Annotated in this window: 25 protein-coding genes; 20 read left to right on the forward strand and 5 right to left on the reverse strand. The window is 65.9% G+C overall.

Translation table 11 applies throughout. The features are described from left to right. Positions 1-106 precede the first annotated feature (106 nt). On the forward strand, positions 107-1,531 hold the full coding sequence (locus WBP07_RS14875; protein ID WP_395392215.1) for a PQQ-dependent sugar dehydrogenase: 1,425 nt from the start codon (positions 107-109) through the stop codon (positions 1,529-1,531). Here the strand turns inward: WBP07_RS14875 and WBP07_RS14880 are convergent. From WBP07_RS14880 to WBP07_RS14890, 3 genes are all read right to left on the reverse strand, one after another. Beyond that, complete coding sequence (locus WBP07_RS14880; RefSeq protein WP_395392217.1) at positions 1,528-2,076, reverse strand: NADPH-dependent FMN reductase; 549 nt, start codon at positions 2,074-2,076, stop codon at positions 1,528-1,530. The two genes, WBP07_RS14875 and WBP07_RS14880, sit on opposite strands and share 4 nt — an antisense overlap. A gap of 145 nt (positions 2,077-2,221) precedes the next feature. Next, complete coding sequence (locus tag WBP07_RS14885; protein WP_395392219.1) at positions 2,222-2,773, reverse strand: nuclear transport factor 2 family protein; 552 nt, start codon at positions 2,771-2,773, stop codon at positions 2,222-2,224. A 69-nt stretch (positions 2,774-2,842) separates the two neighbouring features. Next, positions 2,843-3,481, reverse strand: coding sequence for a YqaA family protein (locus WBP07_RS14890; protein ID WP_395392221.1), 639 nt, complete (start codon positions 3,479-3,481; stop codon positions 2,843-2,845). A 342-nt stretch (positions 3,482-3,823) separates the two neighbouring features. Between WBP07_RS14890 and WBP07_RS14895 the strand changes: the two genes are divergently transcribed. From WBP07_RS14895 to WBP07_RS14985, 19 genes are all read left to right on the forward strand, one after another. Next, complete coding sequence (locus WBP07_RS14895) at positions 3,824-4,345, forward strand: hypothetical protein (RefSeq protein WP_395392222.1); 522 nt, start codon at positions 3,824-3,826, stop codon at positions 4,343-4,345. After that, on the forward strand, positions 4,332-5,660 hold the full coding sequence (locus WBP07_RS14900) for a DNA-packaging protein (protein ID WP_395392224.1): 1,329 nt from the start codon (positions 4,332-4,334) through the stop codon (positions 5,658-5,660). Before WBP07_RS14895 ends, WBP07_RS14900 begins: the two co-directional genes overlap by 14 nt. 54 nt (positions 5,661-5,714) lie before the next feature. Beyond that, entirely contained in the window at positions 5,715-6,887 is a 1,173-nt protein-coding gene (locus WBP07_RS14905; protein ID WP_395392226.1) for a phage portal protein, read from the forward strand. Continuing rightward, positions 6,884-7,192 (forward strand): DUF6127 family protein, encoded by a 309-nt coding sequence (locus WBP07_RS14910; RefSeq protein WP_395392228.1) that lies wholly within the window; start codon positions 6,884-6,886, stop codon positions 7,190-7,192. The genes WBP07_RS14905 and WBP07_RS14910 overlap by 4 nt, the downstream gene beginning before the upstream one ends. Further along, a complete protein-coding gene (locus WBP07_RS14915) occupies positions 7,189-7,611 on the forward strand; it encodes an HK97 family phage prohead protease (RefSeq protein ID WP_395392230.1) in 423 nt (140 codons plus the stop codon). The genes WBP07_RS14910 and WBP07_RS14915 overlap by 4 nt, the downstream gene beginning before the upstream one ends. Positions 7,612-7,685: 74 nt before the next feature. Beyond that, positions 7,686-8,825: a phage major capsid protein gene (locus tag WBP07_RS14920; protein ID WP_395392231.1), complete on the forward strand. Its 1,140-nt coding sequence runs from the start codon at positions 7,686-7,688 to the stop codon at positions 8,823-8,825. Between the two features lie 130 nt (positions 8,826-8,955). Continuing rightward, a complete protein-coding gene (locus WBP07_RS14925) occupies positions 8,956-9,504 on the forward strand; it encodes a hypothetical protein (protein ID WP_395392233.1) in 549 nt (182 codons plus the stop codon). Continuing rightward, a complete protein-coding gene (locus WBP07_RS14930) occupies positions 9,501-9,683 on the forward strand; it encodes a hypothetical protein (RefSeq protein WP_395392235.1) in 183 nt (60 codons plus the stop codon). The genes WBP07_RS14925 and WBP07_RS14930 overlap by 4 nt, the downstream gene beginning before the upstream one ends. A gap of 4 nt (positions 9,684-9,687) precedes the next feature. Beyond that, positions 9,688-10,077 carry a DUF3168 domain-containing protein gene (locus tag WBP07_RS14935; RefSeq protein ID WP_395392237.1) on the forward strand — a complete coding sequence of 130 codons (390 nt, stop codon included), beginning with the start codon at positions 9,688-9,690 and terminating at the stop codon, positions 10,075-10,077. A gap of 177 nt (positions 10,078-10,254) precedes the next feature. Continuing rightward, positions 10,255-10,662 (forward strand): phage major tail protein, TP901-1 family, encoded by a 408-nt coding sequence (locus WBP07_RS14940; RefSeq protein ID WP_395392238.1) that lies wholly within the window; start codon positions 10,255-10,257, stop codon positions 10,660-10,662. Then, a complete protein-coding gene (locus WBP07_RS14945) occupies positions 10,659-10,982 on the forward strand; it encodes a gene transfer agent family protein (protein WP_395392239.1) in 324 nt (107 codons plus the stop codon). Before WBP07_RS14940 ends, WBP07_RS14945 begins: the two co-directional genes overlap by 4 nt. Then, complete coding sequence (locus tag WBP07_RS14950) at positions 10,979-11,176, forward strand: phage tail assembly chaperone (protein ID WP_395392241.1); 198 nt, start codon at positions 10,979-10,981, stop codon at positions 11,174-11,176. Before WBP07_RS14945 ends, WBP07_RS14950 begins: the two co-directional genes overlap by 4 nt. Then, positions 11,166-11,744, forward strand: a complete 579-nt coding sequence (locus tag WBP07_RS14955) for a tail tape measure protein (protein ID WP_395392242.1) — start codon at positions 11,166-11,168, stop codon at positions 11,742-11,744. The genes WBP07_RS14950 and WBP07_RS14955 overlap by 11 nt, the downstream gene beginning before the upstream one ends. A 13-nt stretch (positions 11,745-11,757) precedes the next feature. After that, a complete protein-coding gene (locus WBP07_RS14960; RefSeq protein WP_395392244.1) occupies positions 11,758-14,100 on the forward strand; it encodes a TIGR02217 family protein in 2,343 nt (780 codons plus the stop codon). After that, positions 14,097-14,921 carry a DUF2163 domain-containing protein gene (locus tag WBP07_RS14965; protein ID WP_395392245.1) on the forward strand — a complete coding sequence of 275 codons (825 nt, stop codon included), beginning with the start codon at positions 14,097-14,099 and terminating at the stop codon, positions 14,919-14,921. The genes WBP07_RS14960 and WBP07_RS14965 overlap by 4 nt, the downstream gene beginning before the upstream one ends. After that, positions 14,918-15,310, forward strand: a complete 393-nt coding sequence (locus WBP07_RS14970) for a hypothetical protein (RefSeq protein ID WP_395392246.1) — start codon at positions 14,918-14,920, stop codon at positions 15,308-15,310. Before WBP07_RS14965 ends, WBP07_RS14970 begins: the two co-directional genes overlap by 4 nt. 9 nt (positions 15,311-15,319) lie before the next feature. After that, positions 15,320-17,512, forward strand: a complete 2,193-nt coding sequence (locus WBP07_RS14975) for a phage tail protein (protein ID WP_395392248.1) — start codon at positions 15,320-15,322, stop codon at positions 17,510-17,512. Between the two features lie 45 nt (positions 17,513-17,557). After that, positions 17,558-18,016 carry a DUF2793 domain-containing protein gene (locus WBP07_RS14980; RefSeq protein ID WP_395392249.1) on the forward strand — a complete coding sequence of 153 codons (459 nt, stop codon included), beginning with the start codon at positions 17,558-17,560 and terminating at the stop codon, positions 18,014-18,016. A 191-nt stretch (positions 18,017-18,207) separates the two neighbouring features. Then, positions 18,208-19,251, forward strand: a complete 1,044-nt coding sequence (locus tag WBP07_RS14985; protein ID WP_395392251.1) for an OmpA family protein — start codon at positions 18,208-18,210, stop codon at positions 19,249-19,251. A gap of 153 nt (positions 19,252-19,404) precedes the next feature. Here the strand turns inward: WBP07_RS14985 and queC are convergent, their stop codons facing one another. After that, positions 19,405-20,103: a 7-cyano-7-deazaguanine synthase QueC gene (queC, locus tag WBP07_RS14990; protein ID WP_395392252.1), complete on the reverse strand. Its 699-nt coding sequence runs from the start codon at positions 20,101-20,103 to the stop codon at positions 19,405-19,407. Between the two features lie 39 nt (positions 20,104-20,142). Next, positions 20,143-20,595, reverse strand: coding sequence for a DUF3617 domain-containing protein (locus WBP07_RS14995; protein ID WP_395392254.1), 453 nt, complete (start codon positions 20,593-20,595; stop codon positions 20,143-20,145). Positions 20,596-20,606: the final 11 nt, after the last annotated feature.

A 20,606-nucleotide genomic window follows, 5' to 3' on the forward strand; every position in this document is an offset into this window, starting at 1 on the left:
ATTCGAGTAGTCATCCCCTCGGTGCGATTTGGGGGGAAATGCAGTGATATTTGGTGAGGCCCTACGGGGCGCACGTCGCGGGCGGGCGGCGTGCATTGTGTTCGGTTTGGCGCTCAGCGCTTGCGGCGGCGGAGATAGCGCCGGAAACGGCGAAAGCCCAAGCCCGGCCACCAATACCGCGCCGGTGTTCACCTCGCCCACCACTGCCAGCACCATCGAGAACGCAAATGGGCCTCTCCTCCGCGTCAGTGCAAACGATGCTCAAGCAAATACCATCGCTTTCAGCATTGCCGGCGGCGCCGACGCATCGGCCTTTTGGCTCGATACCACCGGCGACCTCTACTTCAGAACGCCACCGAACTATGATCTCTACAGCGACGCCAATGGCGACAATGTCTACGAGGTTCTACTCGAAGCGAGCGACGGCAAACTGAGCAGCAGACAGGCGCTTGCGATCACGGTACACAACGACCGGGAAGGCATCGCGGTCAAACGCGTGGCCACTCTTGGTGCATCGCGCGCAATTGCCAGCCTCGAAGACGGGCACCTGCTTGCCATCGGTGGATCCGCCGGCGGCATCGTTCAGGTCAATGGTGCCACTGGCCAGTCATCGGTGCTTCACGTTTTCACCGATGCCGACGGGCGTCCGGCCAACGGCATTACCGTGCTGGGCCTTGCCTACGCCTATACCTTCGGTCCCAACAAGAGCCTCTATGTTCTTAAGGAAAAGGGCGGAATAGCGTCGATCGCCTGCATTCACTGCTGGTATTCGCGCCACGACCTGGACGTCGTCGAAGAGGACATTGCCGACATTTCGGACGGTACGGCGATCATCCTGAATCGCTATCAGGGCTTCGCCTATGTGGCGATTGGGGACAAGGACGGCACCCATTCCCAAGATACCGGGGCCGCGTCCCACTACGGAAAGATTTACAATTACCCGCTCGATCCCGATCCGTTGAAAGGCTCGACACCGAACTATTTCGACGAACGGGTCGTGGGGATCGGCGTGCGCGCTCCTTCCGGGCTGACCACCCTGCCTGGTAGCCGCCTTGCAGTCGCGGACCGAGGAGAAACGTTCGACGAGATTTCGGTCACCGAAACTTTCGAAGGCAACAATTTCGGCTGGCCATTCTACGACGGCTTGAGAGAACGCAATGCGGGTGGAGCCGCTCTGCCGGGATTGGTTACACCCGCCCTCATCCTAGCCAAGGGCACCGGTACGCACGAAAGTCGAGGAATCGTAGCGGGTCTATTCTACACTGGAGCGCGTTTAAGCATAAACAACACCTATCTTTTTGCGGACAAGGACGGGCACATCTTCACCGCGCCATGGCCCCAGTTGGCTGATGGGGGCACTTTACAGGCAAACGCGATCGAAATCCGCGACGAAGATTTCAAACCCGATACCGGTTCGATAGACAAACCGGTCGGCTTCGCCATAGATGCGCTTGGCGACCTCTATATCCTAGACGAGGACGGAGAGCTCTTTCGTGTCGATGCGCCAAGTCCGTTCGAGGTGCTCGCCTAGCCCTTGTGGCGATCGACCAGCTTGAGGAAGTTCTCCAGCCAGCCGCCGACAAAGCCCGCCGACTGTTCGCCGATGGTGCCGTCCGCCGTCACCAAGCCATCCTTCCACTGGATGAAGGCCTCCGGCGCGCCGAGAGTCGGCATGTCGAGATAGGCCAACACGTTGCGCAAGTGCTGCTGCGACAGTGCGGTGCCGATCGCGCCGATCGATACGCCGATCACGCCCGCCGGCTTCCCGGCCCAGGCGCTGTCGCCATAGGGGCGCGAGGCGTTGTCGATGGCGTTCTTCAGCACACCGGGGATCGAACGGTTGTATTCGGGTGTCACGAAGATCACGCCGTCCGAACCGCGGATCAGCGCCTTCAGCGCCTTCACCGATTCGGCCTGATCGCCATCGTCATCCTGATCGTAGAGCGGCAGTGAGCCGATATCCGCGAACGTGAATTCATGCCCTGCGCCGGCCGGCAGACGTGTCAGCGCCTCGGCAAACTGGCGGTTGAACGATTCGGCGCGCAGGCTTCCGACGACAACGACGATCTTCGACATGACGACTCCTTCAGAGTGATGACGGTCGGCCGGAGTATCGGTGCAAACGGAGTCACTTTGAAGTCCCCGCGATCGCAAGGGCTTGGCGGCAAGGGCTTGGCGGGCGGTCGCGTTGCGGGATTTGGGGTGCTCGGTCCCCCCACTGCTAGCCAGGACGGCGTGGCACTGGCGGGCGGTGATAGCTCACGTCATCGCGATCCCGCCGCGCCTGGCTCGGCGCATCGGCGGTGTAGGCCGTGGACGGATCGGGCGCGAACGCAGCGCGTGGAACGTCGTAGACGCCTTCCACCACAGTCACCCGGTTGGCGATCCGCCATTTGCCATCGCGCCTCTGGAGATGATCGACATAGCGCCCGGTCGACATGAAGTGCGGCCCTTCGGCAGTCGTGCCGGAGAAGTGATAGTAGGTCTCACAGAATGCCTCATCCCCCTGCAGGTCGCAGACGTGGTTGAGGATCGCATGCTGCGTCGTCTCGAAACGCAGCGTGGTGCCGTCAGCCCACGGGATGAAATCGTCCGGCGTGCCGACGAAATGGCCGTGATCCTCGATCGCATCGTCCCAGTAGCAGGAACGGGCGAGAGCGTTGTCCAGCCGGTCCAGCCCGCGTGCGTAACGGAGCAGGAGCTGATGGATATCGTGCCGGTCGACCAGTTCGGCGAGTCTGAAATCAATCGGGCTGGATGCAGGATCGGTCATGGCCTCTCTCCCCTCGCGCGCAGCGTGTTGCGCGAGGTTAGCCGGGCCTTCGCCAATCGATAAGTCGGGTCAGGCCTTATTCGTGGCCGCGATCACATCGCACTTCTGGTTGGTCTGCTTCGCACCGCCGCCGAGGAAGGCGACCGCCAGGAATCCTGCGACCACCGCCACCGCAAATGCGGCGGTGACTTTGCCCAGGTGCTTGTCGATCACCGCCTTGATCGGCGCGCCGAACAGGCGAAACAGCACGCCCACGATCAGGAAGCTGATCGAGCGCGAGATCACCGAGGCGCCCAGGAACACGAACAGGTTCATACCGATGAAGCCGGCGGTGATCGTCAGCAGCTTGAACGGGATCGGCGTCGCCCCCTTCACCACGATGATCTCCGCGCCGTATTCGCGCAGGTAGCAGGCCGCCTTGGGGAAGCTGGCCGCCAGCCCCAGCGCGCGCAGCAATGCCTCGCCGAAAGCGGCATAGGCGAAATGGCCAATCGCATAGCCGAGCAGCCCGCCGGTAACCGAGGCGAGTGTGGCGATCAGCGCGAAGCGAATCGCCTTCTTCGGTTCCGCCAGGCACATCAGGCCCAGCAGCGGATGCGGCGGCACCGGGAAAAAGCTGGCCTCCATGAACGCGAAAAGCGCCAGCCACCATTGCGCATGGCGGTGCGACGCCTTGGCCATGGTCCAGTCGTAAAGGCGCCGCAGCATCGAATTCTCCGCAAAATGATCCCGGCCGCGTGCTTAGGGGCGGGGCCGCATCGCGGCAAGCCTGTAACCCATTTGGTTATTTCTATTGACAGCGTCACGCCGATTGGGTACATATCAGGAACATCGCGAAATACCGAGTCGCCCGGCGGCTCCCTCGCGAACCTCAGAGTCTGTTTGGAAATTCGCGTAAAAGCGAATTTCGCGGCACCGGCCCGCTCCCCCACCCGACCACCCACGAGTGTATCCTGATGGGTGGTCGGGTGGGGGGAGCGGGCCGGTGCCGGACGAAAATGCCCCTGCGGGCATTTTCCAGACAGACTCCATAACAACAGGATTTTCCGCATGGTGGAGCCGAAGCGCGCTTCGTCCGGTGCTGCCCCGCGCAGACCCCGGACGAAGATCAATGCCGATCTCGCCAAGGGCGAGGACAAGTCCAACCGCCACTGGCGCGCCGAATTCCTGGCCGCGCTGGCCGAAACCTCGAACGTCACCGCCGCCGCCGTGACGGCCGGCGTCCACCCCACACGCCCCTACAAGGTGCGGCGTCTGGAACCCGAATTCGCCCGCGAATGGCGCGGCGCGCTGCTGGAAGGATACGAGAATCTGGAAATGGAGCTGCTTCAGCGCCTGCGCTTCGGCGAGGCGAAGGACGGCGACGTGAAGTTCGACAATGCCAATGCCCTGCGCCTGCTGGGCCTCCACCGCGAGACGGTGGCGCGCGAACGGGCGATGCGGGAGGACGAGGATATCGGCGCCGTGCGTGCCTCCATCCAGGCCAAGCTGGCGCAGCTTCGCCAGCAGGTCACCGCGCGCAGAGCCCCCCAGGATAGCGCCGAAGAGGAGGCCGATCATGTTCGAAACTGATCCGCTGCAATGGCTGGTCGAGGCTGAAGGCGCGGAGATCGAGGCGTTCATGGCCGGTCTGGGCTGCAAGGAACGGCGCGAATGGCGGTGGGACTGGGCGATCCGCGCCCGTCCCGCGCAACTGGCGCCAGCGGGCGACTGGCGCGTCTGGCTGGTGATGGCCGGGCGCGGGTTCGGAAAGACCCGCTGCGGGGCGGAATGGGTCCGGCTGGTGGCGGAGGAGAATCCGGACGCGCGCATCGCCCTCGTCGCCGCGAATCTGGGTGAGGCGCGCGCGGTGATGGTCGAGGGTGAGAGCGGTTTGCTTTCTGTCGGCGCGCCGTGGCGGCGGCCGGTGTTCGAACCGTCGCTGCGGCGGCTGACTTGGCCCAATGGCGCGCAGGCCACGCTCTATTCCGCCGCCGAGCCCGAATCGCTGCGCGGCCCGCAGCACAGCCACGCCTGGTGCGACGAGATCGCCAAGTGGGACAATGCGGCGCAACGGGCGACTTCCTGCTGGGACAACCTGCTCATGGGCCTGCGGTTGGGCGACGATCCGCGCATGGTCGCCACCACGACGCCGCGCAGCACGCCGCTGGTGGCGCGGCTGATAGCCGATGCCGCCTCGGGCGAGGTTGCCGTCACGCGGGGCAGCACGTTCGACAATGCCGCGAACCTGCCGGCGCGCTTCCTTTCGGCCATGCGTCGCAGCTTCGGCCGCAGCCTGCTGGGCCGGCAGGAGATCGACGGCGAACTGATCGCCGATATCGAAGGCGCGCTGTGGACGCGCGCCTTGCTGGAACAACGCCGCGAACATGCCGCGCCTGAGTGCAACCGTGTGGTCGTGGGCGTCGATCCGCCGGCCTCTGCGGGTGGCGATGCCTGCGGGATCGTCGTCGTCGGGCTTTCTGCCGACGGCACCGCGCATGTGCTGGCCGACGCCTCGGTGGAGAAAGCCGGCCCCGAACGCTGGGCGCGCGCCGTCGCGCAAGCGGCGGAGGCCTGGAATGCCGACCGTGTCGTTGCGGAGGCCAACCAGGGCGGCGCTATGGTCGGATCGGTCCTGCGCGCGGCGGAGATTTCGCTGCCTTTGCGGCTGGTCCACGCCAGCCGGGGCAAAGTCGCCCGCGCCGAGCCGGTTGCCGCGCTCTACGAAGCCGGACGCGTGCGCCACGCCGGTCTATTCCCGGCGCTGGAGGACGAAATGTGCGGGCTGGTTGCCGGCGGCACCTATCAGGGGCCGGGCCGCTCGCCCGACCGGGCCGATGCGCTGGTCTGGGCGCTGACTGAGCTGATGCTTGGAAAGGCCGTCGATCCGCGCGTCAGACTGCCTTGAACAATCGGGTTCGCACGAACCCGCGAAATTTCATCCCATTGAAAGGAACCCCCAGTGTCCTTCATCGATACGCTCGTCGCCGCCTTCAAGGGCGAGAGTGCTCGCGTGCCTCTGGCGCGAGGGCCGGCTTCGCCATGGTTCTTCGCCGATAGCGGCGGCGGGCGTGCCCCCTTCGAATATGCCTCGGCCGTGCGCCGGGCCTATCTCGAAAATCCCGTGGCCCAGCGCGCGGTGCGCCTGGTGGCAGAGGGGATCGCCGGCGCGCCGTTGAAAGAGGCCGATGCTGCACTCCTCGCGCTGGTGAGCGAAACCAGCGCCGGTCAGTCGCTGCTGGAAACGCTGGCCTGCCACCTGCTGCTTCACGGCAATGCCTATGTGCAAGTGCTGAAGGACGCGCGCGGGCGGCCGGTCGAGCTGTTCGCGTTGCGGCCAGAGCGGGTGACGATCGTCGCCGGTGAGGATGGCTGGCCCGCCGCCTATGCCTATGACGTTGCCGGGCGGCGCATGGCGATCCCGATGCTGGATGAGGATGCCTCACCCAACATGATCCACATCCGGCATTTCCACCCGGCGGACGATCACTACGGCGCCGGCTGCCTTGTCGCCGCCGACGAGGCGATCGCCACGCACAATGCCGCCGCGCAGTGGAACCGCCAGTTGCTGGAAAACGCCGCCCGCCCCTCCGGCGCGCTGGTCTACGAAACCGACGGCGGCGATACGCTCACCACCGAGCAGTTCGACCGGCTGAAGACCGAGCTGACCCACGCCTACGCCGGATCGCACAATGCCGGGCGGCCGATGCTGCTGGAAGGCGGGTTGAAGTGGCAGGCGATCGCGCTGACGCCGGCCGACATGGACTTCGCCACGCTCAAGGCCGCCGCCGCGCGTGACGTGGCGCTGGCCTTCGGAGTGCCGCCGATGCTGCTGGGCCTGCCCGGCGACGCGACTTACGCCAATTACCGCGAGGCGAACCGCGCGCTCTGGCGGCTGACGCTGCTGCCGCTGGCCAGCAAGATCTTCGCCGCGCTCTGCGAGGGGTTGGCGCCGTGGTTCCCCGAGGCCTGCCTTGCCATCGATCTCGACCGCGTGCCCGCGCTTTCGGAGGACCGGGAGCGGCTGTGGGCGCAAGTCAGTGCCGCCGATTTCCTCGATCCCGACGAGAAGCGCGCCCTGCTCGGCCTGCCCGAACGCGCGCCTGCCGCGAAGGAATTGGAGAACAAATCATGAACCAACAAGACATGCTTGCCGGCCTGCTTGCGCAGGCGGCCCTCGAAGGCAGCGATCTGGTGACGCTGCGCGCCATCGTCGAGGAAGCCAGCGAAGTCGGCGCACGGCGGATGCTGACGCGCATCGGCCTCGATGATGCCACGGCGGTGAACGACCTCTCCGAACTGCGCGAACTGCTCCAGGCCTGGCGCGATGCCAAGGCGAGCGCGCAAGCCGCTGCGATCGGCTGGCTGGTGCGTGCGGTGCTGGCGGCGCTGCTGCTGGGCCTTGCCGTGCGCTGCGGCACGACGGATCTGCTGCGATGATGCCTGTGGGCGAGCGCCCCCAGGGCCTCCTTCGCTTCGCCGGCTACGCCGCGTTGTTCGACTTGCGCGATTCCGGGCGCGACACCATCCGGCCCGGCGCCTTTGCCCGCACGCTGGCCGAGCGGCGCGATCCGATCCCGCTCTACTGGCAGCACCGCCCCGAACTGCGCATCGGTTGGGTGGAAACCGTCGCCGAGGATGCGCGCGGCCTGCGCGTGGTCGCGGCGGTGGCCAATCCTGACGGCGCCGCCGGTCTGGCCCTGCGGCGCGGCACCGTGACCGGACTGTCGTTCGGCTACCGCGTCCGATCCAGCCGCATGGGCGCCGAAGGCCGCGAACTGCTCGACCTCGAACTCTTCGAAGTCAGCCTGGTCACCCACCCGATGCAGCACGGCGCGCGGGTGCATCTCATCTCCTGATTGCTTCCCGCCGTTCCTTCTGCCGCTTTTTCTGCCGTCTGGCAGACGGCTCCAACCCGAAAGGTGAATGCCCCATGGAAATCACGCCCCCGGTCGACGCGCTCGACTCCTCGTTCGATCTCGTTGCCCGTCAGGATGCCACCGATGCCGCCGTCGACGCGCTGCGCGGCGATGTCGAGGATGTGAAGTCCCGCCTCGATCGCGTCAGCCGCGCCGCCGCGCGCCCACTGATCGCAGGCGCCGCACCAGCCCCCAGCATTGAGGTGAAGGGCTTCGTCGACGGCTATCTGCGCATGGGCCGCGAGACCGAGCTGAAATCGATGTCCGGCCTGGTCGCCTCCGACGGCGGCTATGCGGTCCCGCGTGAGATCGATGCACTGATCTCCAGCCGGCTCAAGAACGTCAGCCCGATCCGCGCCATCGCCCATGTCGTGCAGACCGGCTCCGCCGGCTATCGCAAGCTGATCAACGTGGGCGGCACCGCATCGGGCTGGGTGAGCGAGACCGGCGCGCGCACCGAAACCGCCACGCCCAGCCTGGCCGAGATCGCCCCGCCCACGGGTGAACTCTATGCCAATCCGGCGGCCAGCCAGGCCATGCTCGACGATGCGATGTTCGATGTGCAGTCATGGCTGGCGGACGAGATCGCGATGGAATTCGCCCGCACCGAAGGGGCGGCCTTCATCAGCGGCACCGGCGCCAACCAGCCCAAAGGCTTCCTGGCCGCGCCCACCAGCGCCTCCGACGATGCGGCGCGCGCTTTCGGCACGCTGCAGTTCCTCGTCTCCGGCAATGCCACCGGGTTCGACACCGCGCCCGAACTCAAGCTGATCGATCTGGTCCACGCGCTGAAGGGCGGCCATCGCCAGGGCGCGAGCTGGGTGATGAATTCGAAGACGCTGGCAGTCGTGCGCAAGCTGAAGGCGGCGGACGGGTCGTTCCTGTGGCAGCCCGGACTGATGGACGGCCAGCCGAACCGCCTGCTGGGCTATCCGGTGGTCGAGGCGGAAGACATGCCCGATGTCGCCGCCAATGCTTTCCCCATCGCCTTCGGCAACTTCCGCGCCGGCTATCTGATCGCGGAGCGCAGCACCACCTCGATCCTGCGCGATCCCTATACCAACAAGCCCTTCGTCAATTTCTACGCGACGAAGCGGATCGGCGGGCAGGTGCTCGATTCGGACGCGATCAAGCTGCTCAAGATCTCGGCCTGACGGAAGCGGACATGCGCCGGGAAGGCTGCCTTCCTCCTTCCCGGCGCGCCGCTTTCGCGCAGGGGGCGGTTTCGTGCCGCCCCTCACCGGCCGTCCCCTGCCTTCATTCCCATCCAGATCGGAGACACCCATGAACCGGGTCATCCTTACGCCGGCCGCGCTGCCGTCCTCGGCGCTTGCCGAGCTCAAGCAGTGGCTCGGAATTTCCACCGCCCGCGATGACGCGCCGTTGTCCGCCCTGCTTGCCAGCGCGCTCGACCTTTTCGAGGCGTTCACCGGGCAGATGCCGTTCGCCGCCGAATGCGAGGAAATGCTGACTGTCGATGCCGGCTGGAACACGCTTTCCACCCGGCCAGTGCAGGCGATCACCGCGCTATACGCGATCGCCGCCGACGGCACGCGCTTCGCATTGCCCGCCTCCGCTTACGAAGTCGACCTTGGTGCCGATGGCAGCGGGCGCGTGCGTCTGTCGACATCGAGCGGAGCAAGCCGGGTCGCCGTGCGCTTCACCGCCGGGCTCTCGACGGACTGGGACGGACTGCCGGATGCCATGCGCCACGGCATGATCCGCCTTGCCGCGCACCAGCATCGCGAGCGTGAGAGCGAGGGCGCATCGCCGCTGCCTCCCGCCTCGGTCTGCGCGCTGTGGCGACCCTGGCGGCGGATGCGGCTGGCATGAGCAAGCCGATGATCGCCGCTGAGGCGGACACGGCTTTCGACGATCTTGCCCGGCGCCTTGCGACCCGCGCCGCCGCTCTCGCCACCGCGCAGGCCGAAACGCAGGCGCTTGCCGGGCGTGACGACGAAGGCCGGTGGCGGCGACCCGATCTCGTCTGGCCGCTTTTCGCGAAAGGATAGCCCCATGGAAATCGCCCTTCGCGCGGCGCTGGTCGGCTGGCTGGCCGCCGATCCCGTGCTCGGCACCGAACTCAACGCGGTGGTGGAGGAAGCGCCTTCGCGCACCAGTCTGCCCTGGCTCGCCATCGCCTCCAGCGCCAGTGCCGACTGGAGCTGCAAGACCGCGCCCGGCCGCGAAGTGCGGGTCGCCCTGGAACTGCACTGTCGCGGCGACGCGCCCGATACGGCGGCAAACCTCGTCGCCGCGATCGAGGCGCGCTTGGAAGCCCTGCCGCGCGATCAGGTTGGCTTCCGCATCGTCACCGCCCAGTTCCTGCGCGCCCGTGCCGAGCAGCGCGGCGAGAGCCGCCGCGCGGTCCTGCTCGAATACCGCTTCCGCCTGCTGGCGGAATAAGTCGGCCCCGCCACGGGGAGGGGGACCGCCCGAAGGGTGGTGGAGGAGACTCGCGGCCTGACGCGACCTCTCTCGCACGCCCCCTCCACCGCGCCCTGCCGAAACTCCCCTCCGTCAGCGCTTCGCGCTGCCACCTCCCCGGCACGGGGAGGACAGAAACCTTAAAGGAGCCTCATCATGCCCGCCCAGAACGGCAGCGCCTTCCTGCTCAAGATCAGCGACGGGGCCACCCCCGTCACCTATCAGACCGTCGCCGGCCTGCGCACCACGCAGATGTCGGTGAGCGGAGACACCGTGGTGGTCACCAGCAAGGACAGCGGCGGCTGGCGCGAACTGCTTTCCGGTGCCGGCGCCCGCTCCGTCTCGGTCAGCGCGGCGGGCATCTTCCTCGGCAGCGTGGCCGAGGCGAAGATCCGCGCCAATGCCATGGCCGGCACGCTCGACGACTACGAACTGAGCTTCGAGGACGGCGACAGACTGCGCGGCAAGTTCCTGGTCCAGCGGCTGGACTATGCGGGCGATTTCAATGGCGAGCGCAACTACACGCTCCAGCTGGAAAGCTCGGGCAAGGTCGCCTCGGCATGACGCCCGACAATCCTTCGGCCAATCCGCTGAGGGGCGAGGCCATGCTGGAGATCGGCGGAACCGCGCACCTCCTCCGCCCCAGCTTCACCGCGCTGGTCGCCGCTGAGGAGGAGCTTGGCCCGCTTTTCGCCCTCGTCGAGCGGGCCGGAGCGGGGCAGCTTCGCCTGTCCGAACTGGCCACACTGTTCTGGCACTGCCTCGTCCGCCGCGAAGGGCTGACGCGGGAGACCGTGGGCGAGGCCGTCGTGGCGCAAGGCCTCGCCGCCTGTACGGCCCCGCTGCGCACGCTGCTCGGCCAGATCCTCAAAGGCACCGCGTGACCGGCAGCTTCGCGGGCGCCGCACTGGCGCTCTGCCCCGTTGCGGCGCGTGTGCTGGGGTGGCGACCGCAGGAATTCTGGAACGCCACCCCGGCCGAACTCGCCGCCGCGCTGGGCCTGCCTGCCGATGGTACGTCGGCCGGCATCGACCGCCAGATGCTCGAAAAGATGATGGAGCACGATCATGAGCGATGAAATCGACAGCCTGCTGGTGGACGTGCGCGCCAGCACCGATGGCTTCGCACGCGACATCGCGACGATGCGGTCCAGCATCGACGGCGATCTGGTCGGCGGCTTCACCCAGGCCGGACAGGTTCTGGAAAAGAGCCTGACCAGCGCAATCCGGCGCGGCAACCTGGGGTTCGACGACCTCAAGCGCGTGGCCACCAGCACCCTTTCCGAAATTGCGGCGCAATCGATGCAGGGCCTGTTCGCGTCGCTCGGCGGGGGAACCTCAACGACCACGACCTCGGCCTCGGCGGGCTTGTCGGGCCTGTTCTCCAGTCTGCTCGGCCTGCCGGGCCGCGCCACGGGGGGCAATGTCTCCCCCGGACGCGGCTACATGGTGGGCGAGCGTGGGCCGGAGATGTTCGTGCCGACTTCGGCCGGGCGAATCGAGACCGGCGGGACTGGCTTCGGCGGCCGCAACGTCAGTGTCGCCATCAACCTGACCAGCCCGCGCGGAAGCAGCGTGCCGCAGTCGCTCCAGCGCTCCTCGCGCCAAGTGGCCAGCGCCGTTCGCCGCGCCCTCTCCACCCGCTGAACGGAGCATTCCCATGGCATTCTGGCTCGCGACCAAGCGCGAGGGGCAGGCGAGCGACTGGATCCAGCGTTTCGACCCGCGTTTCTGGACGGTCAACTTCCCGCGCCCGATGATGGCGACAGTGATCTCCACCGGCCCGGATTCGCTGCGCGTCGACGCCGCGTTCCTGCGCAAGGGCGATCTGGGTGGCCTGATCTGGGAAAGCGCCGACCGGCACGATCACCCGCTGCTCGCCTACAAGACCGACCGCGACTATTCGCACACCTCGCTCAGCTTTCGCTGGCGATCCTCCGGCGTGCTGCCGCTGAGCGATGTCTACGGCCCGACGCTGACGGTGGAGGGACGCGATCAGGCCGGCAATGCGCGCACCTGGTACGTGCGCCTCTGGAACTACGCGCAGGGCACGGGTGAGGACGCACAGATCACCTTGCGCTTTTCCGCGCTGGACGGCGGCTTCATGCTGCCGTCGCAGGCCGATCCGGTCTGGCCGAAAGCGATCGACCGACTGTTCATCTCCTTCGCCCCGCCCGGCTATGACGGCAGCGCCGATCCGCTGTCCGTCGAAGCCGAAGGATGGGTCGAGATCAGCGATATCCGCGCCGATGGCGGGCGGGCGATGCTGGAGATCGGCGACGTGATCGTGCCGCCGCACGGTCTCGCCATCGCGACGGGATTCGACGATCAGGGCGTGCAGACACCGGCACGGCTGGTCCGCAACGTGATCCAGCTCGGCTATCGCGGATCGGTGGTCCATTATCTTGGCATGAGCCACTATTTCCGGCTCTCCCATGGTGATGGCGGCTATCTTGCCGGCGTCGGATCGGACCCGCTCAACACGCCGACGCGCGCATGGCACCGCGCTTTCTTCGCCGAATGCGCCGACCGCGGGCTGAGCCCCATCGCCTCACTTTCCTACGAAATTCTAGACCAGCATGCCCCGGCGGATTGGAAACAGCGCGACTTCAACGGCAATCCCGCGCTCACCGGATGGGATCCACCCTCCACGCTGCTGTCACCGGCCAATACGCAGGCGATGGCATGGCTGCAATCGGTCGGCTCCGCTGCCGCGCGACTGATGATGGAGGCCGGTGCACCGATCCGCTTCCAGGTCGGTGAGCCCTGGTGGTGGACTTTCGCCGACGGGCGCATCTGCCTCTACGACAATGCTGCTCGCGCGGCGTTCGGCGGATCGCCCGTCGCTATCGCTGACATGCGCACGGGCCTGGACACGGCCCAGAAGGCCCTTCTGGATGCGGCGGGGGCACTGCTGGCACAATCGACCGCAGCCCTTGTCAAAGCGGTCCGAACCGCAGCGGGCTCCCTGCCCGTCGAGGCGCTGGCGCTGGTCTTCACGCCGACCCTGCTCGATCCGACAATGCCCGAACTGCGGCGCGCCAACCTGCCGGTCGGCTGGGCTGCGCCGGCCTTCGATCGCTTGCAGGTGGAGGACTACGACTGGCTGACCGCCGGCGCCGATGCACAGCGCCGCAAGGCTTACGAAACGATCGACCTGCGGTTGGGCTATCCGCCCGAAGAACAGGACTATCTCGCCGGCTTCGTGCTCGATGGCGCGAATGCCGTTCAATGGCGCCGGATCGATGCCGGCATCGACGAGGCGCTCTCCCGGTCCCCTCATGAGATCGTCGTCTGGGCGCTTCCGCAAGTCACCCGCGACGGCTTCGTCCGCCTGCCCCCTCCGACCGACAGTTCAGAAAGCGACGCCATGCAGGCCATCGACGATGTGCTCTATCCGATCCCGCTGGGCCGCGATGCCACCGTGATCCCCGAATTCTCGACGACGATCTCGGTCACCGCATCGGGTTTCGAGCGTCGCAACAGCCTGTGGTCGAATGCGCGGCTGCGCTTCGATGTGGGCCCCGGCGTGCGGTCCGACGCGGAACTGGGCGAATTGATCGCCTTCTTCCGCGCCCGCCGGGGCCCGGCGCGCGGCTTCCGCCTGCGCGACCCCAGCGACTTCAGTTCGAACGGCATGACCGGCGCGCCCGCCGCCACCGATCAGGAACTGGGCACTGGCGACGGCATCCTCTCCGCCTTTGCGCTGGTGAAGCATTACGGCAGCGGGGAAGCCGTGCAGGTCCGGCGCATTACCCGACCGGATTTCGCCACGCTGCTCGTTTCGATCGACGGCGCGATTCAAGTCGGCAACTGGACGCTCGACGATCTGGGCGTGATTCACTTCGATGCCGCGCCCGCTGCCGGTGCGGTGATCCGGGCCGGGTTCGAATTCGACGTGCCGGTACGCTTCGCCGAGGACAGCCTGGAAATCGCCGGCACCGCCTTCGCCGCCGGGGAGGCCCCCAGCGTGCCCGTCGTCGAGATTCGGGAGGCGTTATGACCCGCACATGGTTCTCGACCGAGTTGGAGACCGTGGCCACCTTCTGGCGCCTGATCCGGCGGGACGGCGTGACACTCGGCTTCACTACCCACGATGCCGACTTGTGGTTCGACGGGGTGCTGCATCGCGCCTCGCCAGGAATGGTGCCCTCCTCCATCCGCAAGTCGGCCGGCTTCGAGGCCGACAGCGCCGAAGTGCGGGGAACGCTCACCCATGACGCCATCGCCGCGGCCGACCTTGCGTCCGGCCGGTTCGACGGTGCCGCCGTGCGCATCGGGCTGGTGGATTGGCAAACGCGCGAGACGCTGCTGCTCCATGCCGGAACGCTTGGCTCGATCAACACGGAGGATGGCCAGTTTTCCGCCGAACTGGTCTCGCGAAAGGCAGAACTGCAACGCGATCCCATACCGCGCACAAGCCCTGCATGCCGCGCTGCATTCTGCGGTCCGGGATGCAATCTGAACGCGGCAGTCTTCACCCGGGAGATGGCGATGACACAGATGGACGTCACCGCGAACACCGTGCAGCTTGACGAGACGCCCGACGCTGGGACTCACGCGGGTGGCACCTTGCGATGGCTCGACGGTCCGATGGCCGGCACCACGATGGGCATCGTTTCCGTCAGTTCCGCCGGCAGCGTGCTTCTCGACGCCCCGCTGGACATCGCAATCCCGGCCGGTGCCCGTGTACGTCTGCGCGAAGGCTGCGATCACACACTCGACAGTTGTGCCACGCGCTTCGGCAACGCGGTGAACTTTCGCGGAGAGCCCTTTCTGCCGGGCAGCGACCTGCTCGCCAGCTATCCCACCCCGTCTTCATGACCGGAAAGGATCTGGCCGGTGCTGCGCTGGCGCTGGTCGGGGCGCCGTTCCGGCTGCATGGACGCGATCCCAGCATCGGCCTTGACTGCGTGGGCGTTCTCGCCGTCGCGCTGGGACAGACGGCGCGAATTCCCAACGGCTACCGCATGCAGGGCGGACAGGTAGAGGCCGTGGCCGCCGTGGCCCGATCGCTGGGCTTCGTTTCGGTAGGCGGACATCCGGAAATGGGTGATGCGCTGTTGCTCCGCCCCGGCCCCTGCCAGCTTCATCTGGCCATCTCCACCGGCGCCGGGATGATCGTCCATGCCCACGCTGGCCTGCGCCGTGTCGTTCACGGCCCACTGCCGTCCGGCTGGCCCGTTCTGGATCACTGGCGCCTTCATTCCTGAGGAAGCGACATGGCAACTCTCGTTTTGAATACGGTCGGCACCATGATCGCCGGCCCGATCGGTGGTGCGATCGGCTCCATGGTCGGCAGCCAGTTCGATGACGCGCTGTTCGGGCCAGCCAACCGGCAAGGCGCACGCCTGAAGGAACTGGATGTCACCGCATCAAGCTACGGCCAGCCGATCGCCCGGCATTTCGGACGCATGCGCATCGCCGGGCAGATCATCTGGGCCGCGGAACTTGTCGAACACAGCGAAGTGCTGGGCGGCGGCAAGGGCTCGGCTGCTGTGACCCAATACAGCTACACCGCCAGTTTCGCCGTCGCGCTTTCCAGCCGCCCGATCATCGATCTCGGCCGGATATGGGCCGACGGCAAGCTGCTGCGCGGCGCCGCAGGCGATCTCAAGACTGCCGGCACTCTGCGCATCCATACGGGCCAAGGGGACCAAGCGGTCGACCCGCTGCTGCTTGCGGCGGAGGGCAGCCATGCGCCCGCACATCGCGACTTTGCCTATGTAGTGTTCGAGGATCTCGACCTGTCCGATTTCTACAACCGGATTCCATCGCTCACGTTCGAGCTCGTCGCCGACGATGCATTCGGCCTCGCCGAGATTATCGAGGATGTGGTCCAGGACGTGGACGCCGCGGTCGCGCTCGATGGCTTTGCAGGCTTCTCGAATGAGGGTTCACTGACCGATACGCTGGCGCTGCTCGATCAGGTGGATCCGCTGGACGTGGACTGTGCTGGCGATATTCTGGTGATCGGCCGCGACCGGCTTCAAACGGCGCCCTTCGTTCTCAGCGAAGCGACCAGGGCCGTGGATGATGGCGAATTCGCAGCCGCCACCGGCTTTGCCCGCCACCGCGCACCAATGCCGGAACAGCCCATTGCAGCGCTGCGATACTACGAACCCGCGCGGGACTATCTGCCCGGCGTTCAGTACGCCACCGGCCGCCCCTCACCAGGGCAGCCGCGCATTCTGGAACTGCCCGCCGCGCTCGCAACTGCCGATGCCCGCGCGCTGGTCGAGCGGACCTCACGGTCTCTGGACTGGAGCCGCGACACCCTGACATGGCGCACAGCCGAACTCGACGCGCAGATCGCCCCGGGCACCCATGTCACGGTGCCCCATCTTCCGGGAACATGGCGCGTCCGGGAATGGGAATGGCGCGATACCGGCGTGGAAATTTCGGCGGTTCGCCTCGCGCCCATTGGTGCCGACACGCCGCCGGTGCTCGCAAGCGACCCCGGCCAAAGCTATCCGCAACCCGACCTGCCCGTGGCGACCACCCTTCTCGCGGCATTCGAACTGCCATACGATCCAACTTTCGGCGCCGCCGGCAAGCCTCGGCCTTTTGCCGCTGTTTCCTCCGCCCAGTCCAATTGGAGCGGAGCGGCGCTTTATGCGGATCGCGGCGACGGTCAGCTTCAACCGCTCGGGCCGAGCGGCCGCCTACGCGCCACGATGGGCACGACTGTCACCGCTCTTGAAGCCTGCAGTCCGCTGGTGTTCGACCGAGCATCACGGCTGATCGTCCGATTGGCCGATCCCTCGATGCATCTCGCATCCGTCAGCGCGAGCCAGCTTGCAGAGGGCGCCAATCTCGCGCTTGTCGGCGAAGAGCTGGTTCAGTTCGCACAAGCGACGTCGCTGGGCGACGCGGCCTGGCTGCTCCAGGGGTTCTTACGGGGTTGCGGCGGCACCGAAGCGGGGGTCGTCGGCCATGCTGTCGGAGAAAAATTCATCCAGCTCGATGGCAGGGCAATCGCCATCGATCCGGCCTTGCTCGGCAATGGGGACGAACGCAGCGTGGTCGCCATCGGTCGCGGGGATATCGAGGAAGTGCGTGCCGGTGCAGCCCTCTCGGGCCTTACCTTGCGTCCGCTGCCGCCGGTCCATCCCCGCATCACCAAATTGCCCGACGGAAGCTGGCATATCGCCTGGACCCGCCGAGCGCGTGGCGCCCTGCCGTGGCAAAATGGCGTGGACGTTCCACTGATCGAGGAAATGGAAAGCTATCTCGTAACCTTCGGTCCCACAGATGCGCCATTGGCCATGTGGACAACCCAGACCCCTTGGACAGATCTGTCGCCCGTTCTGCGCGAGCAACTGGCGGCCAAGGGGCCCGGACAATGGCTCCGCGTCGCCCATCAGGGCACGTATGTAATGTCTTCCAGCCTGCCCCTGGTCCGGCTCGACTGAGCCGATCTTTCCAGTTTTTCCAAACTCTTGTCTGCAAGGTTTCCCATGACCGATCCTATTGCATTCGACAGCACCACACCGCGATTCGCGCTCCCGCTGCTTTATACCGGGCAGGCGCAAAAGGAGGTTTTCGTAAACGAGGCTTTCACGCTCGCTGACGCGCTCCTTCACTGCACCGTGGAAGGTGAAGCCACCGCACCACCCGAAAATGCGACCGACGGCGCGACTTGGATCATTGCCACGGGGGCCTCCGGCGACTGGAGCGGAAAGGATGGCATGCTGGCCTCTCGCGCGAATGGAGCATGGATTTTCATTGCGCCGCGCATCGGCATGCGCGTTTTCGATGGCAGCACTCGTCAGGATCGGCTGTTTTCCGGTTATTGGAGAAAAGCTTCCCCCCTTGCGGAACCTGTCGGCGGCTCGACCGTTGATGGGGAAGCTCGGGCTGCCATCGTCAACTTGGTGGCGTCCCTGCAAGCCGTGGGTATCCTGCCTTCGGCGTGACCAGCGCCAATGCAACCGGGGCCAATACGATGTCGTCGATTTCGAAGAATGGAGTCACAAGACGACGCCAAGGCCCCGAAAACGCGACATTCTTGCAACACATGTCGTCATTGTGCGCTTGCACGCAGTTTGTTGTGGGGGTAGACACTTACGGCACTCGGTGGCTCCAAATCTCTTAGTAGGGGAAACGTATGAGGAAACTCGTCATCGGACTGGCGCTGGCTTCTACAGCTATCGCCACGCCCGCGTTCGCGCGCGACGACGCTTGGTATCTGGAACTCGACTTCGGCGGCATGATCGTTGAAGACGCAAGCGCCAAGATCAATGGCGTTAGCCATGCCGGCGATTACGACTTCAAGACCGGCTTCGATGGCGGCGGCGTGATCGGCTATGACTTCGGTGGTTTCCGTCTGGAAACCGAAGCCAGCTATCGTCAGGCCAAGATCGGCACCTATACCGATGCCGCTGGCCCGGTGAAGCACTCCGGCAACGCCAGCAACCTGTCGTTCATGGTCAACGGCCTTCTGGACTTCGGTCCGGATGACGGTCTTCAGGGCTTCGTCGGCGGTGGTGCCGGTGTTGCTCGTGTCGATCTCGACAACGTCGACGATTCGGACACTGGCTTTGCATGGCAGGCTCTCGCCGGCATCCGCGCGCCGCTCAGCTCGCACGTAGACGTCGGCCTGAAGTATCGCTTCATGAACGTCGACAACGTCAAGGTTGTTACGACGGCTGGCGACGACCTGAAGACCCGCTGGCGCTCGCACTCGCTGCTCGCCACGCTGGCCTACAACTTCGGCGAACCGGCTGCTCCGCCGCCGCCTCCCCCGCCGCCCCCGCCGCCCCCGCCGCCCCCGCCGCCTCCGCCGCCTCCGCCGGTGGTCTGCAACAAGGGCCCGTACATCGTGTTCTTCGATTGGGATAAGGCGGACATCACTCCGGAAGCCGGCACCATTCTGGACAGCGCGATCACGGCATACGGCAACTGCAACAGCGTTCCGATCATGCTCGCCGGTCACACCGACCGCTCGGGTAGCGCCAAGTACAACATGGGTCTTTCGGCTCGCCGTAACGACTCGGTCCGCGCTTACCTGACCAGCCACGGTATCCCGGATGGCGCGATCTCGAGCCAGGCCTTCGGTGAAACGCAGCCCCGCGTTCCGACCGCAGACGGCGTGCGCGAACTGCAGAACCGTCGCGTCGAAATCACTTACGGTCCGGGTTCGGGCATGTAAGCGAACCGGCAACGGTAAAGATTGGGGGGTCGGAGCAATCCGGCCCCCTTTTCTTTTGCCTGCCGTCGGCGTTACCAAACGGGCATGAGCAACAAAAAACGCCCCGCTCAATCAGAGCGGGGCGTTTTTTGTTGTTACCTTTTCAAGCGGCTTTCAGGCTGAGTAAGGGGTCGGATCCACAAGTCCCGATTCCTCGAAGCCCGCTTTGCGAAGACGGCAACTGTCGCACGATCCACAAGCGCGGCCATCGGGCTGCGGATCGTAGCAAGACCAGCTCATCCCGGCATCGAGCCCCAGCCGCGCCGCCTCGCGTGCAATATCTGCCTTGCCCAAAAACTGCAGCGGCGCGCGAATGTGGAACTTGGTTCCCTCATCGCCTTCCTTCGTCGCCAGCGTGGCAATATCCTCGAAAGCGGCAATGAATTCAGGGCGGCAATCGGGGTAGCCGGAGTAATCCAGCGCGTTCACCCCGATGAAGATGTCCGAAGCCTCTATCGCCTCAGCCCAGGCCAAGGTAAGTGACAGGAACACCAGGTTACGCGCCGGGACGTATGTCACCGGAATGCCCGGCTCCAGCCCCTCTTTGGGCACGGCGATGTCGTCCGTGAGCGCCGAACCGCCGAACTGGCGAAGGTCGAGAGGGAGGATGACGTGACGCTTGGCGCCCAGTTCGGCTGCTATTTCCCGCGCTGCGTCAATTTCCCGGCGATGGCGCTGATTATAGTCGATCGTCAGCGCATAGAGTTCATAGCCCTGCTCTCGCGCGATACCTGCCGAGACCATGGAATCGAGACCACCGGAAAGAAGAACGACCGCCTTCCGGCTCGCCGAGGGGGGAGAAGTGTCTTGCATGATCACCGCGCTAGGCCTTCCCACGCACGCTGACAACCGTCAGCCGCCGCAGTTGCCGACCCGCCGCCCTTCGGTGGCAAAGACAAAGGGCCGGCCATTCGCAATGCCCTGGCTGTCTATCTGGATGAGGTTTCCGGTTTCACGGCGAATATGGGTACGGCCGTAGCCCTGCCCCGGGCAGGTGTATTGCACGGTAACCTCGTTGATCGTGTCGTCCACAATCACGGTCGTGCACGCCATGCCGGGATGCTTTAGCTGGATGAGTTCATGGCCGCTGCGCAGGCACAATTTGCCAGCATTTCCAAGCCCGCGAAGTTCCCAACTGCCACGATCGAGCTGATCCAACATGGCAAGGGGCTTCTTCTGCGCAACACCGGGCCATGGCATAGCCGCCAGCCCGATGGAGGTCAGGCCGAACAAGGCAGCCCTAAGCATCCTTCCCGAAAAGGGCGCACCACGCGATTTCGACACCAGACCGTCCGCCTTATCCATGGATTCCCCTT

The sequence above is a fragment of the Novosphingobium oxfordense genome (genome assembly GCF_044029435.1).
Classification (GTDB): domain Bacteria; phylum Pseudomonadota; class Alphaproteobacteria; order Sphingomonadales; family Sphingomonadaceae; genus Novosphingobium.